Raw genomic sequence first — 12,614 nt, forward strand, 5'->3', positions numbered from 1 at the left:
CGAGAACATGTTCGGCAGGCTCAAGGACTGGCGACGCATCCATACCCGCTACGACCGATGCGCACACACCTTCATGTCCGCCATCGCCATCGCCGCAACCGTCATCTTCTGGCTATGACGCAATGAGTCCTGAGCCTAGTTGCCAAGACGACATGCAAAGTAGGGCGTCTGGCCCGTTCAGTCTTGTTCTGAAGACGGGTGGCGCGCCACTCCCCGACTGTGAAGTCAAGGGGAATGGCGCGAGTGACGGGACTCGAACCCGCGACCTCCGGCGTGACAGGCCGGCACTCTAACCAACTGAGCTACACCCGCGTATCCCCGACGCGAAGCGGTGCTCTGCGGCGAGGGGCGTCGTTTAGGCGGGGGGGGCTCGCACTGTCAAGCGCGTCCAGAGAGGAAAACGACGATCATCGCGCCACACCCCCCGGCCCCGCCACGGCGGCGGCCTCGCGCGGCGGCAAGTCGTAGTAGACGCCGACGCCGGGGCCCACTGGCAGGTCCAGCGCGACCCACAGCGCCACCATGATCAGACCTGCCACGAGGAAGGCCCCGGCATAGGGTATCATGGTCGATAGGAGCGAGCCGAGGCCGAATCTCGGATCCCATCGCTGGGCGAAGGTCAGAATCAGCGGGAAGTAGCTCATCAGCGGGGTGGCGATATTGGTCACCGAATCTCCCATCCGATAGGCGGCGGTGGCCATCTCCGGACTGATGCCCAGCAGCATGCCAAGCCTGCCAGCGGATGACGACCAGCGACCGCGAACATGACGGCAGCCAACGGAATCACAACAACCTAGGCGGCGTTCGAGGCGTGGTGAGACACCATGCCCGTGATGACGAGGACCGGGGTCAGCAACGATTTCGGCGCGTTCAGCAGGGCGGCACGGATGGCGCCTGCGAACAGGCCGGTGCGTTCTGCGACGGCAGCGCCATAGATGATGGTGATGACGGTCCCCAGCGGTGGAAAGTCCGTGAGCGTCTTGGGCATGCCGATGATAAGCTTCTCGAGGTTTTCCGGCGAGAGCAAGCTCTGGGCGGCGAAGGCTTCGCCCGTCACCGGGTTGACCGCCGTCCATCCCAGGTTCGCGTCCAAGACGCTGAGACCGACCAGTCCCAGTATAAGCCACAGGACAGGAAGACCGGATCTGGCAACCGGTTGCCGGTCCGTTCGACGAATCCGAGGAAGCCCTTCGCGGGCGGCAGGCTGCCGGGGGTGACGTCGCTCATGGATAGGCGTGTGCTTTGCGGTCGAGCAAAGCTGCATAAGGTCAGATAGGCACCGAAGAGGGCAACCCCCCCCCTCTTGCGACAATTCGTGCGAACCGTTCTCAAGAAAAAACCATTCGTCACACGGGTTTGAACCGCAGCGAGCTTGGGTCTAGAAAGCCCCGATTCCGCCCTCCCCCCGGGGCGGACCAGGATTCCCCCCGATGAATGGATATCTGCTCGAATATCTGCCGATCGTGATCTTCACCGGGATCGCGGCGGTGATCGGCCTCGGCTTCATGCTGGCGGCATGGACGCTGGCACCCAGTAACCCCGATAGCGAAAAGCTGTCGGCCTATGAGTGCGGGTTCAACGCCTTCGACGATGCGCGGATGAAGTTCGACGTCCGCTTCTATCTGGTGTCGATCCTGTTCATCATTTTCGATCTGGAAGTGGCCTTCCTGTTCCCTTGGGCGGTGTCGATGTTTGACTTGTCGCGCGAGGGGATGGTGTTCGCCTTCTGGTCGATGATGGTCTTCCTGGGCGTGCTGACCGTCGGCTTCATCTACGAATGGAAGAAGGGCGCGCTCGAATGGGAGTGACGACCAACACCACGCCGCTGATCGGCGTCGGTGCCCAGGGCAGTTCGTCCGTGGGGCCGCCGGCGGCGTCACGGCTGGCCACGCCGATGAGCACGACCATGTTCGGCACCGGTGCCCGGTCGTCGGTCGAGGGCTATGACCCCGCCATCCACGACAAGTTCTTCGAGTCGGTGAACGCTGAACTGGGAGAGCGTGGCTTTATCACCACCTCGCTGGACGACGTCATCAACTGGGCCCGGACCGGCTCGCTGATGTGGATGACGTTCGGTCTGGCCTGCTGCGCCGTGGAGATGATGCAGGCGTCGATGCCGCGCTTCGATATGGAGCGGTTCGGTATGGCCCCGCGAGCCAGTCCGCGTCAGTCGGACCTGATGATTGTGGCCGGCACCTTGACCAACAAGATGGCTCCGGCACTTCGTAAAGTATACGATCAGATGCCGGATCCACGTTACGTGCTTTCAATGGGTTCGTGCGCCAACGGCGGCGGTTATTATCACTACAGTTACAGTGTAGTCCGTGGCTGCGACCGAATTGTACCTGTGGATGTCTATGTTCCGGGGTGCCCGCCGACGGCGGAGGCGCTGCTGTACGGCTTGCTACAGCTACAGAAGAAGATCCGGCGCACGGGGACTATCGACCGATGAGCGCGCCTGCTTCCACTCATCTGGCCCGGATTGAAGAGATCGAGACCGCGCTGACGCCGCTGGGTGCCGAGATGGTCGGGGAGCTGGGCGTCGAGGCGCAGATCGCGTTCGGCGAGCTGACGCTGATCGCCACGCGGGACAACATCCTGTCGGTGCTGACGGCGCTGAAGGCGCGGTTCGGCTTCCAGCAGTTGCTGGACCTGTGCGGGGTAGACTTCCCGGACCGGGCCGAGCGGTTCGAGGTGGTCTATCACCTGCTGTCGATGACCCGGAACGCGCGCGTGCGGGTCAAGCTGACGACCGATGAGGTCAAGCCCGTGCCCAGCGCCGTCGGCGTCTTCCCCTGTGCCGACTGGTTCGAGCGCGAGGCGTTCGACATGTACGGCATGCTGTTCGAGGGTCATCCGGACCTGCGCCGGCTGCTGACCGACTACGGCTTCCAAGGGCATCCGCTGCGCAAGGACTTCCCCATGACCGGTTATGTCGAGGTTCGGTACGACGAGGAACAGAAGCGGGTTGTGTACGAGCCCGTCAAACTGACCCAGGAGTTCCGCAATTTCGACTTCATGTCGCCCTGGGAGGGCGCGGAATACGCGACCACCGTCCTGCACGGCGACGAGAAGGCCCAAGGCCTGACGGGGAGCAAGCCCTGATGGCCGATGGACAGAACAAGCCCCTGCCGATCGGCGCGACCGACATCTTCGACGACGGCCTGACCGACCACGCGCGCGCGCTGGACGACCGCAAATTCACGATCAATTTCGGCCCGCAGCATCCGGCCGCGCACGGGGTGCTGCGTCTGGTGCTGGAGCTGGACGGCGAGCTGGTGACCCGTGTCGATCCACACATCGGCCTGCTGCACCGCGGCACCGAAAAGCTGATGGAGGCGCGGACCTACCTGCAGAACGTGCCGTATCTGGATCGGCTCGATTACGTCGCGCCGATGAACCAGGAGCACGCCTTCTGCCTCGCCATCGAGAAGCTGCTGGGGCTCGATATCCCATACCGGGCCCAGCTGATCCGGGTGCTGTATTCCGAGATCGGCCGCATCCTGTCGCACCTGCTGAACGTGACGACCCAGGCCATGGACGTGGGGGCCCTGACGCCACCGCTCTGGGGCTTTGAGGAACGCGAGAAGCTGATGGTGTTCTACGAGCGCGCTTCGGGTGCCCGTCTGCACGCCAACTATTTCCGGCCCGGCGGCGTGCATCAGGACCTGCCCAACGCCCTGATCGACGATATCGGCCGCTGGTGTCACGAGTTTCCGGCGGCGCTGAAGGACATTGAGTCCCTCGTCACCGAGAACCGTATCTTCAAACAGCGCAACGTCGACATCGGCGTGGTGTCGAAACAGCAGGCGCTGGACTGGGGCTTCACCGGAGTGATGCTGCGCGGTTCGGACATTGCGTGGGACCTGCGCAAGTCACAGCCGTACGAATGCTACGCCGAGATGGAGTTCGACATTCCTGTCGGCAAGAACGGCGACTGCTGGGACCGCTACCTATGCCGCATCGAGGAGATGAAGCAGTCGGTGCGGATCATGGAGCAGTGCATCCACAAGCTGCGCAACTGCCCCGGCGAGCCGGTGATGGTCGAGGACAACAAGATCGTCCCGCCCAAGCGCGGCGAGATGAAGCGCTCGATGGAGGCGCTGATACAGCATTTCAAACTCTACACCGAGGGCTTCCGCACGCCGGAGGGCGAGGTCTATGCCTCGGTCGAGGCCCCCAAGGGCGAGTTCGGCATCTATCTGGTCTCGGACGGCACCAACAGGCCGTACCGCGTCAAGATATCGGCCCCGGGCTTCCGCTCGCTGCAGGCCATGGACTGGATGAACCGCGGCCACATGCTGGCGGACGTCTCTGCCATCCTTGGGTCGCTGGACATCGTGTTCGGGGAGGTGGACCGGTGATCGAGAAACCCCTGAGCGATCTGGTGCGGCAGGGCTGGTCGGTCGTGGCCTATTCAGTGACCGACAGCAGCGGGGAGACCTGGCATCACAATGTGCTGCTGACCCGGCAGGGACAGCACCGCATCCTGACGCTGCGCAAGAAGATGCTGGGCGAGGGCGTCGTCGCCTCCGAAATGGAAGTCTGATGGCGTTCCCGATTCCCATTTTCGCGCTTGAGGACTGGGCCGCTGTGTGGGTGTTTCCACTGATCATGGCGGTCGTGTTCGGCGTGTTCCTGCGCGACCGGGACGTGATCAAGGGCGGGGATCGCCGTCCGATGGTCCGCCGGTTTCTGCCGAATTTCGTTCTCTACGCGAGCATCTGGATTCCGTTCCAGATCATCAGTGACGCGGTCGAGCGCGGGGCGGAGGCACAGGGCTTTGACTCGCCCGGGCTATTGGGCTTCGGCATCGGCCTGTCTTCGGGCCTGGTCGTATTCTTCGCCTTGGTGGCGATAGCGCCGGTTCGGAGCTGGCTGGGCTACAAGCGAAATCCGTTCGAGAGTGCAGGCAAGTCATGAGCGTTCGTCGTCTCGCCAAGATCCAGCCGGACAGCTTCGCCTTCGCCAGGGCGACGAAGGCCAAATGCGACTGGTGGATCGCCAAATATCCGGAGGGCCGCAAGGCGTCGGCGGTGATCCCGATCCTGTGGCTGGTGCAGAAGCAGGAGGGCGGGTGCCCGGAGCCGGCGCTGCGTGCCGTCGGGGAGCTGCTGGACATGCCCTATATCCGGGTGCTGGAGGTGGCGACCTTCTACACCATGTTCATGCTGGCCCCGGTCGGCTCGGTCGCGCTCATCCAGGTGTGCGGCACGACGCCCTGCCTGCTGCGCGGCTCGGGCGAGCTGATGAAGGTTTGCAAGGACAAGATCGGACCGAAGGATACGCTGAGCGCCGACGGCCGCTTCACCTGGCAGGAAGTCGAATGCCTGGGCGCTTGCGCCAATGCGCCGATGGCCCAGATCAACGACTATTATTTCGAGGACCTGACGGCCGACACGATGGCCCAGATCATCGACGACTTCGCGGCGGGCAAGAAGCCGAAGCCGGGGTCGCGCATCGGTCGCCACAGTTCAGAGCCGGAAGGCGGGGCCCCGACCCTGACCGATCCGGCGCTCTATGACGGCTCGGCGGCGAAGAAGATCAAAAAACTGCCCCACAGCGAACCGGTGACGGCATGACCCGGCCCGATCTGTCGGATGACGCCAAGGTCGCCCAGTACCGGGCAGAACTGCGCGTCGTCGGACGCACCCCGCGGCTGGTCGGGTTCGGCCTGGTCATTCTGGGCGCGATTGCCGTGTATTTTTCGGGCCAGGCGGGAAGAGCCGCCGAGGCGATCGAGTGGGGCGGTTACGCCGCCTTGGCCTTCGGCTGGGCCCTTATGCTGTCGGCCATCTTTCTTCGTACCCGCTATCACCGCCGCCGCATGCGCGAGATGAACTGAACCATGGTCGGAATCCTCCAAGACAAGGACCGCATCTTCACCAACCTGTACGGCTTTCATGACTGGACGCTGGAGGGGGCGAAGAGCCGCGGCGCGTGGAACGCGACCAAGGACATGCTCGACCTCGGTCGCGACTGGATCATCGCCAACGTCAAGAACTCGGGTCTGCGCGGACGCGGCGGCGCCGGCTTCGGCACGGGCCTGAAATGGTCCTTCATGCCCAAGGAACTGAAGGACCGGCCGCACTATCTGGTGGTCAACGCCGATGAGTCCGAGCCGGGGACCTGTAAGGACCGGGAGATCATGCGCCATGATCCCCAACTGCTGATCGAGGGCTGCCTGATCGCCAGCTTCGCGATGCAGGCCCACGCCTGTTACATCTATCTGCGCGGCGAGTATGTGCTGGAACGCGAGCGCATGGAGGCGGCGGTAAAACAGGCCTACGAGGCCAGGCTGATCGGCAAGAACAACGTCCACGGCTGGGATTTCGACGTCTATATCCACCACGGCGCGGGGGCCTATATCTGCGGCGAGGAGACGGCGCTGCTGGAGAGCCTGGAGGGCAAGAAGGGCCAGCCCCGGCTCAAGCCGCCGTTCCCCGCCGGGGCCGGCCTGTACGGCTGCCCGACCACGGTCAACAACGTCGAGTCGATCGCGGTGGTGGGCACCATCCTGCGCCGTGGGGCCGAATGGTTCGCGGGCTTCGGCCGGGCCAACAACACCGGCACCAAGATCATGTCGATCAGCGGCCATGTGAACCGGCCATGCAATGTCGAAGAGGCGATGTCGATCCCGCTGCGTCAGCTGCTGGAAGACCATTGCGGCGGCGTGCGCGGCGGCTGGGACAATCTGAAGGCCATCATCCCGGGCGGCTCCTCGGTGCCGCTGATCACGCGGGAAATGTCCGAAGTCGCCCTGATGGATTTCGACTCCTTACGCGACATGAAGTCGGGTCTCGGCACGGCTGCGGTGATCGTCATGGACCAGTCGACCGATCTGGTCCGCGCCATCGCCCGCATCAGCTATTTCTACAAGCATGAGAGCTGCGGCCAGTGCACGCCCTGCCGCGAGGGCACGGGCTGGATGTGGCGGGTGCTGGAACGGATGGCGATCGGCGAGGCCGACCCGTCCGAGATCGACCTGCTGCTGGACGTCTCGACCCAGATCGAGGGCCACACCATCTGCGCCCTGGGTGACGCCGCCGCCTGGCCGGTGCAGGGCCTGATCCGGCATTTCCGGCACGAGATTGAGGAGCGCATCTCCTCCTACCGCAGCCGCCGCGCGAATTTCGCCGGCCACGCGATCGCGGCGGAGTAGGGATGCGCGCAACCGCCGTCATTGTGGTGACCGCTCTTACCCTCGGCGCCTGTGGCGCCGAGGCCGAGAAGGTTGCGCCGACGCCGGCGGAAAAGGTCTCGGCCGTGAACCCCGCTGCGGACGCCGAGGCCGGCGTGTCGGCGGTGCTTTCCGCCGCCAACCTGCGCCGGGTCTGTCAGGCCGGCCTCGCGGCGATCCATGGCCAGGGCGTGACGGATATCCAGATCGACGGGCTCGAGGGCCGGGTCGTCAACGCCTCGTGGCGCGCGCCGGTCGACGGCGGACGCCGCCGGGCGCAGTGCCGGGTCGACGGCGACATCGTCACCTGGAAGCCGGTCGGCGTGACCACTCCCGAACAGGACCGCTGGATGAACCAGTCCGGCGACCCGGTGGCGCGGTTCGCGCTTGACGGCGACGCCATCACCATCAACACGACGCTCCCGGATGGGACGACCGCCACGGAAACCCATTCCGTGGCTGCTGAGCAAGAGGCCCGCTGATGCCCGCCGCCAAGGTCAATGGCGTAGACACCGAGTTCGAGCCCGGCATGACTGTGCTGCAGGTCGCCGAGCGCGCCGGGCACGAGATCCCGCGCTTCTGCTATCACGAGCGGCTGTCGATCGCCGGCAACTGCCGCATGTGCCTGGTCGAGGTGAAGCCCGGACCGCCCAAGCCGCAGGCGTCGTGCGCCCTTCCGGCCGCCGAGGGTCAGGAAATCTTCACCGACACGCCGATGGTCAAGAAGGCGCGCGAAGGGGTGATGGAGTTCCTGCTCATCAACCACCCGCTGGACTGCCCGATCTGCGACCAGGGTGGCGAGTGCGACCTGCAGGACCAGGCCATGGGCTATGGCCGCGACGGCTCGCGCTATGCGGAGAACAAGCGCGCGGTCGAAGAAAAGAACATGGGTCCGACCATCAAGACCTTCATGACGCGGTGCATCCAGTGCACCCGCTGCGTGCGGTTCGTGACGGAGGTGGCGGGGGTGCCGGACATCGGCATGATCTCGCGCGGCGAGGACGCGGAGATCACCACCTATCTGGAGAAGGCGGTCGACAGCGAGCTGTCGGGCAACGTCAACGACCTGTGCCCCGTCGGTGCCCTGACCCACAGGCCGTGGCAGTTCCACTATCGCCCGTGGGAGCTGAAGAAGACCGAGACCATCGACGTCATGGACGCCTTGGGCTCGAACATCCGCGCCGACGCCAAGGGGGCCGAGGTGATGCGCATCCTGCCGCGCGTCAACGAGGGCATCAACGAGGAGTGGCTGTCCGACGTCAGCCGCTATGCCGTCGACGGCCTGCAAAGCCGACGTCTGGACAAGCCCTGGGTGCGCGAGAACGGCAGGTTGCGCGCGGCCTCATGGGACGAGGCGCTCGGCCTGGTGGCGGCGAAGCTGAACGCGGCGAAGCCCGAAAAGATCGGTGTCATAGCCGGAGACCTGCAGGACGCGGAATCGATGAAGGCGGCGCTGGACCTGTTCCGCGCCCTGGGCTCGGCCAACACCGACTGCCGTCAGGATGGGTCGGCGCTGGGATACGGCCCGCGCGAGAGTTGGCTGTTTAACTCCGGCATCGCCGGGATTGAGGCTGCCGACGCCGTACTGATCGTCGGCACCAATCCGCGCGTCGAGGCGCCGTTGCTCAACACCCGCCTTCGCAAGGCGTGGCTGGCCGGCAAGACCGAGATCGGACTGATCGGCGAGCAGGCTGATCTGACGTTCAATTACAGATGGTTGGGCGCGGGTTCAAAGACTCTGTCCAAGCTGCCCAAGGCGGCGATGGACCTCCTGACCAAGGCCGAGCGTCCGGCGATCATCGTCGGCGCGGGTGCCGTGTCGGGCGAAAACGGTCCGGCCGTGCTGAACGCGCTAGGTGCGCTGGCGAAGAAGATCGGCGTGATCGCGGAAGGCTGGAACGGGTTCAATGTCCTTCATTCCGCCGCCTCGCGGGTGGCTGGCCTCGACATGGGCTTCGTGCCCGGCGAGGGCGGCCTCACGGCGGCGCAGATGACCGCCAAGAGCGGGCTGGACGTGCTGTTCCTGCTGGGCGCTGACGAGATCGACCTGTCGAAGTCCAAGGCTTTCCGCGTCTATCTGGGCAGCCACGGCGACCGCGGCGCGCACGGCGCGGACGTGATCCTGCCGGGTGCCGCCTATACCGAGAAGTCGGGCCTGTACGTCAATACCGAAGGCCGGGCGCAGATGGCCGAACGCGTCGTCTTCCCCAAGGGGCTGGCGAAAGAGGACTGGGCCATCCTTCGCGCCCTGTCGGCCATGGTCGGCCAGACCCTGCCATACGACACGCTGGCTGCGTTGCGCTCCAGACTGATGGCCGACCATTCGACCTTCGGCCGGATCGACTATCTGGCTCCGCCCGCGAGCTTCGACGTCGCGGCGCTGGGTCGGAAGGGCGACCTGGGCGACGTCGCCTTCGTCTCGGCGGTCCGCGACCCCTATCTGAACAACCCGATCACGCGCGCCAGCGCGACCATGGCCGAGCTGTCCGCCCTGCGGATCGCTCCGATCGCGATGGCGGCGGAGTAGGGCGATGACCGAAGTTATTGTTCGCCGTTCAAATCCGATGGCGACGATTTTCCTGACGCTGGTCGGGCTGGCTGTCGCCGCTGGCTTGGCGTTCGGCGTCGTTTGGCTCTGGGGTCGAATTCCGCCCTCGTTCTGGACGAGCCCTGCCGGATGGCTGCTGATCACCGTGGGCGGCATCCTGCTGGTCACCGTCGGGATCCTGATCTCGCTGGCCTTCCTGCTGCTGATGGACCGCAAGGTCTGGGCCAGCGTGCAGATGCGCAAGGGGCCCAATGTCGTCGGGCCCTTCGGCCTGCTTCAGTCGTTCGCCGACTTTTTAAAGTTCGTGCTGAAGGAAGTCATCGTCCCGGCCGGTGCCGACAAGGTGGTGTTCCTGCTGGCTCCGCTGCTGACCTTTATCCTGGCCTTCATCGCCTGGGCGGCCATTCCGTTCGCGCCGGGCTGGGTCATTTCGGACCTGAACGTCGGCATCCTGTACATCTTCGCGATCTCGAGCCTCGGTGTGTACGGCATCATCATGGGCGGCTGGGCTTCGAACTCTAAATATCCGTTCCTCGGCTCGCTGCGGTCCGCCGCGCAGATGGTGTCCTATGAGGTCTCCATCGGCCTGGTGATCATCAACGTCATCCTGCTTGCCGGGACGATGAACCTGACCTCGATCGTGATTCAGCAGGAAGGCTGGATCTGGAACTGGAACGCGTTCGGCGGGGGGGCGGGGACGTGGCCGACAATCATCGTCATGTTCCCGATGGCGATCATCTTCTTCATCTCGGCCTTGGCCGAGACCAATCGTCCGCCGTTCGACCTGCCCGAGGCCGAGTCCGAGCTCGTGGCCGGCTATCAGGTGGAATACAGCTCGACGCCGTACCTGCTGTTCATGATCGGCGAATACGCCAACATCGTCTTCATGTGCGCCATGATCAGCCTGCTGTTCTTCGGCGGCTGGAATCCGGGCTTCCCCATCGACTTCGCGGCCGACTGGCCGGAGTTCCTGGTCAATTTCCTGCTGTTCCTCGTCTTCTTCGGCAAGATCGTCTTCTGGTTCTTCATGATCGCCCTGGTGAAGGCCTTCGTGCCCCGTTATCGCTACGACCAGCTGATGCGGCTGGGGTGGAAGATCTTCCTGCCGACGTCGCTTGTGGCCGTTGTGGTCGTGGCGGCCTGGCGCGTGTTCGCGGTGGGCGCATGAACCGGTTGCTGATCCTGACGCTGGCCCTGGCGACCACTGCTTGCGCCCTCCCGACCTATGAGGCCGAGCCGACCTCGCCGGTCCAGTGGGAACGCCGGCAGGAGGCGATCCTGCGCCAGCAGGCCGAACGCGAGCGGCTGTGCCGCATCACCAAGGAAGACGATCCGCGCAAGCAAGAGCTTTGCCGCGGCGTTTCCGGAGTCAGACCGTAATGCTGAACCGTCTCGTCCAGGCCGCGAAGGGCGCCCTTCTGATCGACGCCTTCGGCGCGATCGGCCTGTCGCTGAAATACATGGCCCGGCCCAAGGCCACGGTGAACTATCCGTTTGAGCGCAATCCGCAGTCGCCGCGCTTTCGGGGCGAGCACGCCTTGCGGCGCTACGCCAACGGTGAGGAACGCTGCATCGCCTGCAAGCTGTGCGAGGCCATCTGCCCGGCCCAGGCTATCACCATCGAATCCGAGCCCCGCGCCGACGGCAGCCGCCGGACGACCCGATACGACATCGATATGGTCAAATGCATCTATTGCGGTCTCTGTGAGGAGTCCTGCCCGGTGGATGCCATCGTCGAAGGGCCGAACTCGGAGTTCACGACCGAGACCCGCGAAGAGCTGTTGTACGACAAGGACCGGCTGCTCGCGAACGGCGACCGCTGGGAACGGCTGATCGCGAAGAATCTGGAACTCGACGCGCCTTACCGGTAAGGCGCAGTCCCTCACCGGGCCGCGATTCCAGCAGGGACCGCAGCCCACAGTCCGAAAGGGGCGAAGGCCTCCGATGTTGCAAGGCATTGCCTTTTATCTGCTGGCCGCTGTGGCCGTGCTGGGCGGCCTGATGGTCGTGACGGCCAAAAATCCCGTGCACAGCGTGCTGTGGCTGATCCTCACATTTTTCTCGTCGGCGGGCCTGTTCGTGCTGCTGGGCGCCGAGTTCCTGGCGATGCTGCTGGTCGTCGTCTACGTCGGCGCCGTGGCGGTGTTGTTCCTGTTCGTCGTCATGATGCTGGACGTCGACTTCGTGAAGCTGCGCGGGGGCTATGCCCGTTACCTCCCGCTGGCGATGATCGTGGCGGGCGTGTTGCTGGCCGAGATGGTGATGATCTCGCTGGTTGTCGTGAGCGGCGGCGCCGCTGCTGACTCCGTCGGGCCCGTCGCGGCGACCGCAGACCAGACCAACGTCGAGGCTATCGGGCGCGTTCTGTACACGGACTATGTCTACATCTTCCAGGCGTCGGGGATCATCCTGCTGATCGCCATGATAGGGGCCATCGTCCTGACCCTGCGCCACAAGCCCAACGTCAAACGCCAGAACGTCGCCCGCCAGGTTGGTCGCGACGCGAAGACGGCCATGGAGGTCAAGTCCGTGACCACCGGTGCCGGCATCGCTCCCGAGGATCTGCTCTGATGGAAATCACCCTGCAGCACTATCTGGCGGTGGGCGCGATCCTGTTCACCATCGGGGTGTTTGGCATTTTCGTGAACCGCAAGAACGTCATCGTCATCCTGATGTCGATCGAGCTGATCCTGCTGGCCGTGAACATCAATTTCGTCGCCTTCTCGGCCTATCTCAACGACGTGCAGGGGCAGATCATGGCCATGTTCGTCCTGACCGTAGCCGCCGCCGAGGCCGCCGTCGGCCTGGCCATTCTGGTGACCTTCTTCCGCAACCGCGGCGACATCGCGGTTGACGACGCCTCGGTGATGAAGGGCTGACCGTGAA

At 64.6% G+C, this 12,614-nt stretch carries 18 protein-coding genes, 1 tRNA gene and 1 pseudogene; 17 read left to right on the top strand and 3 right to left on the bottom strand.

The window, feature by feature from the left end; all coding sequences use genetic code 11:
* A partial coding sequence (locus tag ACESMO_RS05865; protein ID WP_372707189.1) for a transposase occupies nucleotides 1-118 on the top strand: 118 nt, incomplete at its 5' end.
* A gap of 117 nt (nucleotides 119-235) precedes the next feature.
* Here the strand turns inward: ACESMO_RS05865 and ACESMO_RS05870 are convergent.
* The 3 genes and pseudogenes from ACESMO_RS05870 to ACESMO_RS05880 form a co-directional block, all read right to left on the bottom strand.
* A tRNA-Asp gene (locus ACESMO_RS05870) sits at nucleotides 236-312 on the bottom strand.
* A 95-nt stretch (nucleotides 313-407) separates the two neighbouring features.
* On the bottom strand, nucleotides 408-725 hold the full coding sequence (locus ACESMO_RS05875; RefSeq protein WP_372707236.1) for an AbgT family transporter: 318 nt from the start codon (nucleotides 723-725) through the stop codon (nucleotides 408-410).
* A pseudogene (locus ACESMO_RS05880) lies at nucleotides 665-1,264 on the bottom strand (AbgT family transporter). The gene ACESMO_RS05875 and the pseudogene ACESMO_RS05880 overlap by 61 nt, the downstream one beginning before the upstream one ends.
* Before the next feature lie 166 nt (nucleotides 1,265-1,430).
* Here ACESMO_RS05880 and ACESMO_RS05885 point away from each other — a divergent pair.
* The 16 genes from ACESMO_RS05885 (at nucleotide 1,431) to nuoK (ending at nucleotide 12,607) form a co-directional block, all read left to right on the top strand.
* Nucleotides 1,431-1,808: an NADH-quinone oxidoreductase subunit A gene (locus tag ACESMO_RS05885; protein ID WP_372707237.1), complete on the top strand. Its 378-nt coding sequence runs from the start codon at nucleotides 1,431-1,433 to the stop codon at nucleotides 1,806-1,808.
* An 86-nt stretch (nucleotides 1,809-1,894) separates the two neighbouring features.
* Nucleotides 1,895-2,452, top strand: coding sequence for an NADH-quinone oxidoreductase subunit B family protein (locus ACESMO_RS05890; protein ID WP_372707284.1), 558 nt, complete (start codon nucleotides 1,895-1,897; stop codon nucleotides 2,450-2,452).
* A gap of 38 nt (nucleotides 2,453-2,490) precedes the next feature.
* Entirely contained in the window at nucleotides 2,491-3,105 is a 615-nt protein-coding gene (locus ACESMO_RS05895; protein WP_372707285.1) for an NADH-quinone oxidoreductase subunit C, read from the top strand.
* Nucleotides 3,105-4,364 (top strand): NADH-quinone oxidoreductase subunit D, encoded by a 1,260-nt coding sequence (locus ACESMO_RS05900; protein ID WP_372707238.1) that lies wholly within the window; start codon nucleotides 3,105-3,107, stop codon nucleotides 4,362-4,364. Before ACESMO_RS05895 ends, ACESMO_RS05900 begins: the two co-directional genes overlap by 1 nt.
* Nucleotides 4,361-4,549: a hypothetical protein gene (locus ACESMO_RS05905; RefSeq protein WP_372707239.1), complete on the top strand. Its 189-nt coding sequence runs from the start codon at nucleotides 4,361-4,363 to the stop codon at nucleotides 4,547-4,549. The genes ACESMO_RS05900 and ACESMO_RS05905 overlap by 4 nt, the downstream gene beginning before the upstream one ends.
* Complete coding sequence (locus tag ACESMO_RS05910; protein WP_372707240.1) at nucleotides 4,549-4,923, top strand: hypothetical protein; 375 nt, start codon at nucleotides 4,549-4,551, stop codon at nucleotides 4,921-4,923. The genes ACESMO_RS05905 and ACESMO_RS05910 overlap by 1 nt, the downstream gene beginning before the upstream one ends.
* Complete coding sequence (gene nuoE / locus ACESMO_RS05915; protein WP_372707241.1) at nucleotides 4,920-5,582, top strand: NADH-quinone oxidoreductase subunit NuoE; 663 nt, start codon at nucleotides 4,920-4,922, stop codon at nucleotides 5,580-5,582. The genes ACESMO_RS05910 and nuoE overlap by 4 nt, the downstream gene beginning before the upstream one ends.
* Nucleotides 5,579-5,845 (top strand): hypothetical protein, encoded by a 267-nt coding sequence (locus ACESMO_RS05920; RefSeq protein ID WP_372707242.1) that lies wholly within the window; start codon nucleotides 5,579-5,581, stop codon nucleotides 5,843-5,845. Before nuoE ends, ACESMO_RS05920 begins: the two co-directional genes overlap by 4 nt.
* Before the next feature lie 3 nt (nucleotides 5,846-5,848).
* Nucleotides 5,849-7,162: an NADH-quinone oxidoreductase subunit NuoF gene (gene nuoF / locus ACESMO_RS05925; RefSeq protein WP_372707243.1), complete on the top strand. Its 1,314-nt coding sequence runs from the start codon at nucleotides 5,849-5,851 to the stop codon at nucleotides 7,160-7,162.
* A 2-nt stretch (nucleotides 7,163-7,164) separates the two neighbouring features.
* The gene (locus ACESMO_RS05930) at nucleotides 7,165-7,662 is read left to right on the top strand and encodes a hypothetical protein (protein ID WP_372707244.1); all 498 of its coding nucleotides are present in this window, start codon (nucleotides 7,165-7,167) and stop codon (nucleotides 7,660-7,662) included.
* Nucleotides 7,662-9,707, top strand: a complete 2,046-nt coding sequence (nuoG, locus tag ACESMO_RS05935) for an NADH-quinone oxidoreductase subunit NuoG (protein WP_372707245.1) — start codon at nucleotides 7,662-7,664, stop codon at nucleotides 9,705-9,707. The genes ACESMO_RS05930 and nuoG overlap by 1 nt, the downstream gene beginning before the upstream one ends.
* A gap of 118 nt (nucleotides 9,708-9,825) precedes the next feature.
* Complete coding sequence (gene nuoH / locus ACESMO_RS05940; protein ID WP_372707286.1) at nucleotides 9,826-10,896, top strand: NADH-quinone oxidoreductase subunit NuoH; 1,071 nt, start codon at nucleotides 9,826-9,828, stop codon at nucleotides 10,894-10,896.
* Entirely contained in the window at nucleotides 10,893-11,108 is a 216-nt protein-coding gene (locus ACESMO_RS05945; protein ID WP_372707246.1) for a hypothetical protein, read from the top strand. The genes nuoH and ACESMO_RS05945 overlap by 4 nt, the downstream gene beginning before the upstream one ends.
* Nucleotides 11,108-11,599 (top strand): NADH-quinone oxidoreductase subunit NuoI, encoded by a 492-nt coding sequence (gene nuoI / locus ACESMO_RS05950; RefSeq protein WP_372707247.1) that lies wholly within the window; start codon nucleotides 11,108-11,110, stop codon nucleotides 11,597-11,599. Before ACESMO_RS05945 ends, nuoI begins: the two co-directional genes overlap by 1 nt.
* Before the next feature lie 73 nt (nucleotides 11,600-11,672).
* Nucleotides 11,673-12,299, top strand: coding sequence for an NADH-quinone oxidoreductase subunit J (locus tag ACESMO_RS05955; protein ID WP_372707248.1), 627 nt, complete (start codon nucleotides 11,673-11,675; stop codon nucleotides 12,297-12,299).
* Entirely contained in the window at nucleotides 12,299-12,607 is a 309-nt protein-coding gene (gene nuoK, locus ACESMO_RS05960; RefSeq protein ID WP_372707249.1) for an NADH-quinone oxidoreductase subunit NuoK, read from the top strand. Before ACESMO_RS05955 ends, nuoK begins: the two co-directional genes overlap by 1 nt.
* The last annotated feature ends 7 nt before the right edge of the window (nucleotides 12,608-12,614 follow it).

Origin of the sequence: Brevundimonas sp. (assembly GCF_041688735.1) — a bacterium.
Taxonomy (GTDB): Bacteria; Pseudomonadota; Alphaproteobacteria; order Caulobacterales; family Caulobacteraceae; genus Brevundimonas.

Excerpts from the sequence above, each read along its gene's own strand:
- ACESMO_RS05900 (WP_372707238.1), top strand. The coding sequence starts at position 3,105 with ATGGCCGATGGACAGAACAAGCCCCTGCCGATCGGCGCGACCGACATC.
- ACESMO_RS05945 (WP_372707246.1), top strand. The coding sequence starts at position 10,893 with ATGAACCGGTTGCTGATCCTGACGCTGGCCCTGGCGACCACTGCTTGC.
- ACESMO_RS05930 (WP_372707244.1), top strand. The coding sequence starts at position 7,165 with ATGCGCGCAACCGCCGTCATTGTGGTGACCGCTCTTACCCTCGGCGCC.
- nuoG (WP_372707245.1), top strand. The coding sequence starts at position 7,662 with ATGCCCGCCGCCAAGGTCAATGGCGTAGACACCGAGTTCGAGCCCGGC.
- nuoI (WP_372707247.1), top strand. The coding sequence starts at position 11,108 with ATGCTGAACCGTCTCGTCCAGGCCGCGAAGGGCGCCCTTCTGATCGAC.
- ACESMO_RS05885 (WP_372707237.1), top strand. The coding sequence starts at position 1,431 with ATGAATGGATATCTGCTCGAATATCTGCCGATCGTGATCTTCACCGGG.
- nuoE (WP_372707241.1), top strand. The coding sequence starts at position 4,920 with ATGAGCGTTCGTCGTCTCGCCAAGATCCAGCCGGACAGCTTCGCCTTC.
- ACESMO_RS05890 (WP_372707284.1), top strand. The coding sequence starts at position 1,895 with ATGAGCACGACCATGTTCGGCACCGGTGCCCGGTCGTCGGTCGAGGGC.
- ACESMO_RS05910 (WP_372707240.1), top strand. The coding sequence starts at position 4,549 with ATGGCGTTCCCGATTCCCATTTTCGCGCTTGAGGACTGGGCCGCTGTG.
- nuoK (WP_372707249.1), top strand. The coding sequence starts at position 12,299 with ATGGAAATCACCCTGCAGCACTATCTGGCGGTGGGCGCGATCCTGTTC.
- ACESMO_RS05955 (WP_372707248.1), top strand. The coding sequence starts at position 11,673 with ATGTTGCAAGGCATTGCCTTTTATCTGCTGGCCGCTGTGGCCGTGCTG.
- ACESMO_RS05920 (WP_372707242.1), top strand. The coding sequence starts at position 5,579 with ATGACCCGGCCCGATCTGTCGGATGACGCCAAGGTCGCCCAGTACCGG.
- nuoF (WP_372707243.1), top strand. The coding sequence starts at position 5,849 with ATGGTCGGAATCCTCCAAGACAAGGACCGCATCTTCACCAACCTGTAC.
- ACESMO_RS05875 (WP_372707236.1), bottom strand. The coding sequence starts at position 725 with ATGCTGCTGGGCATCAGTCCGGAGATGGCCACCGCCGCCTATCGGATG.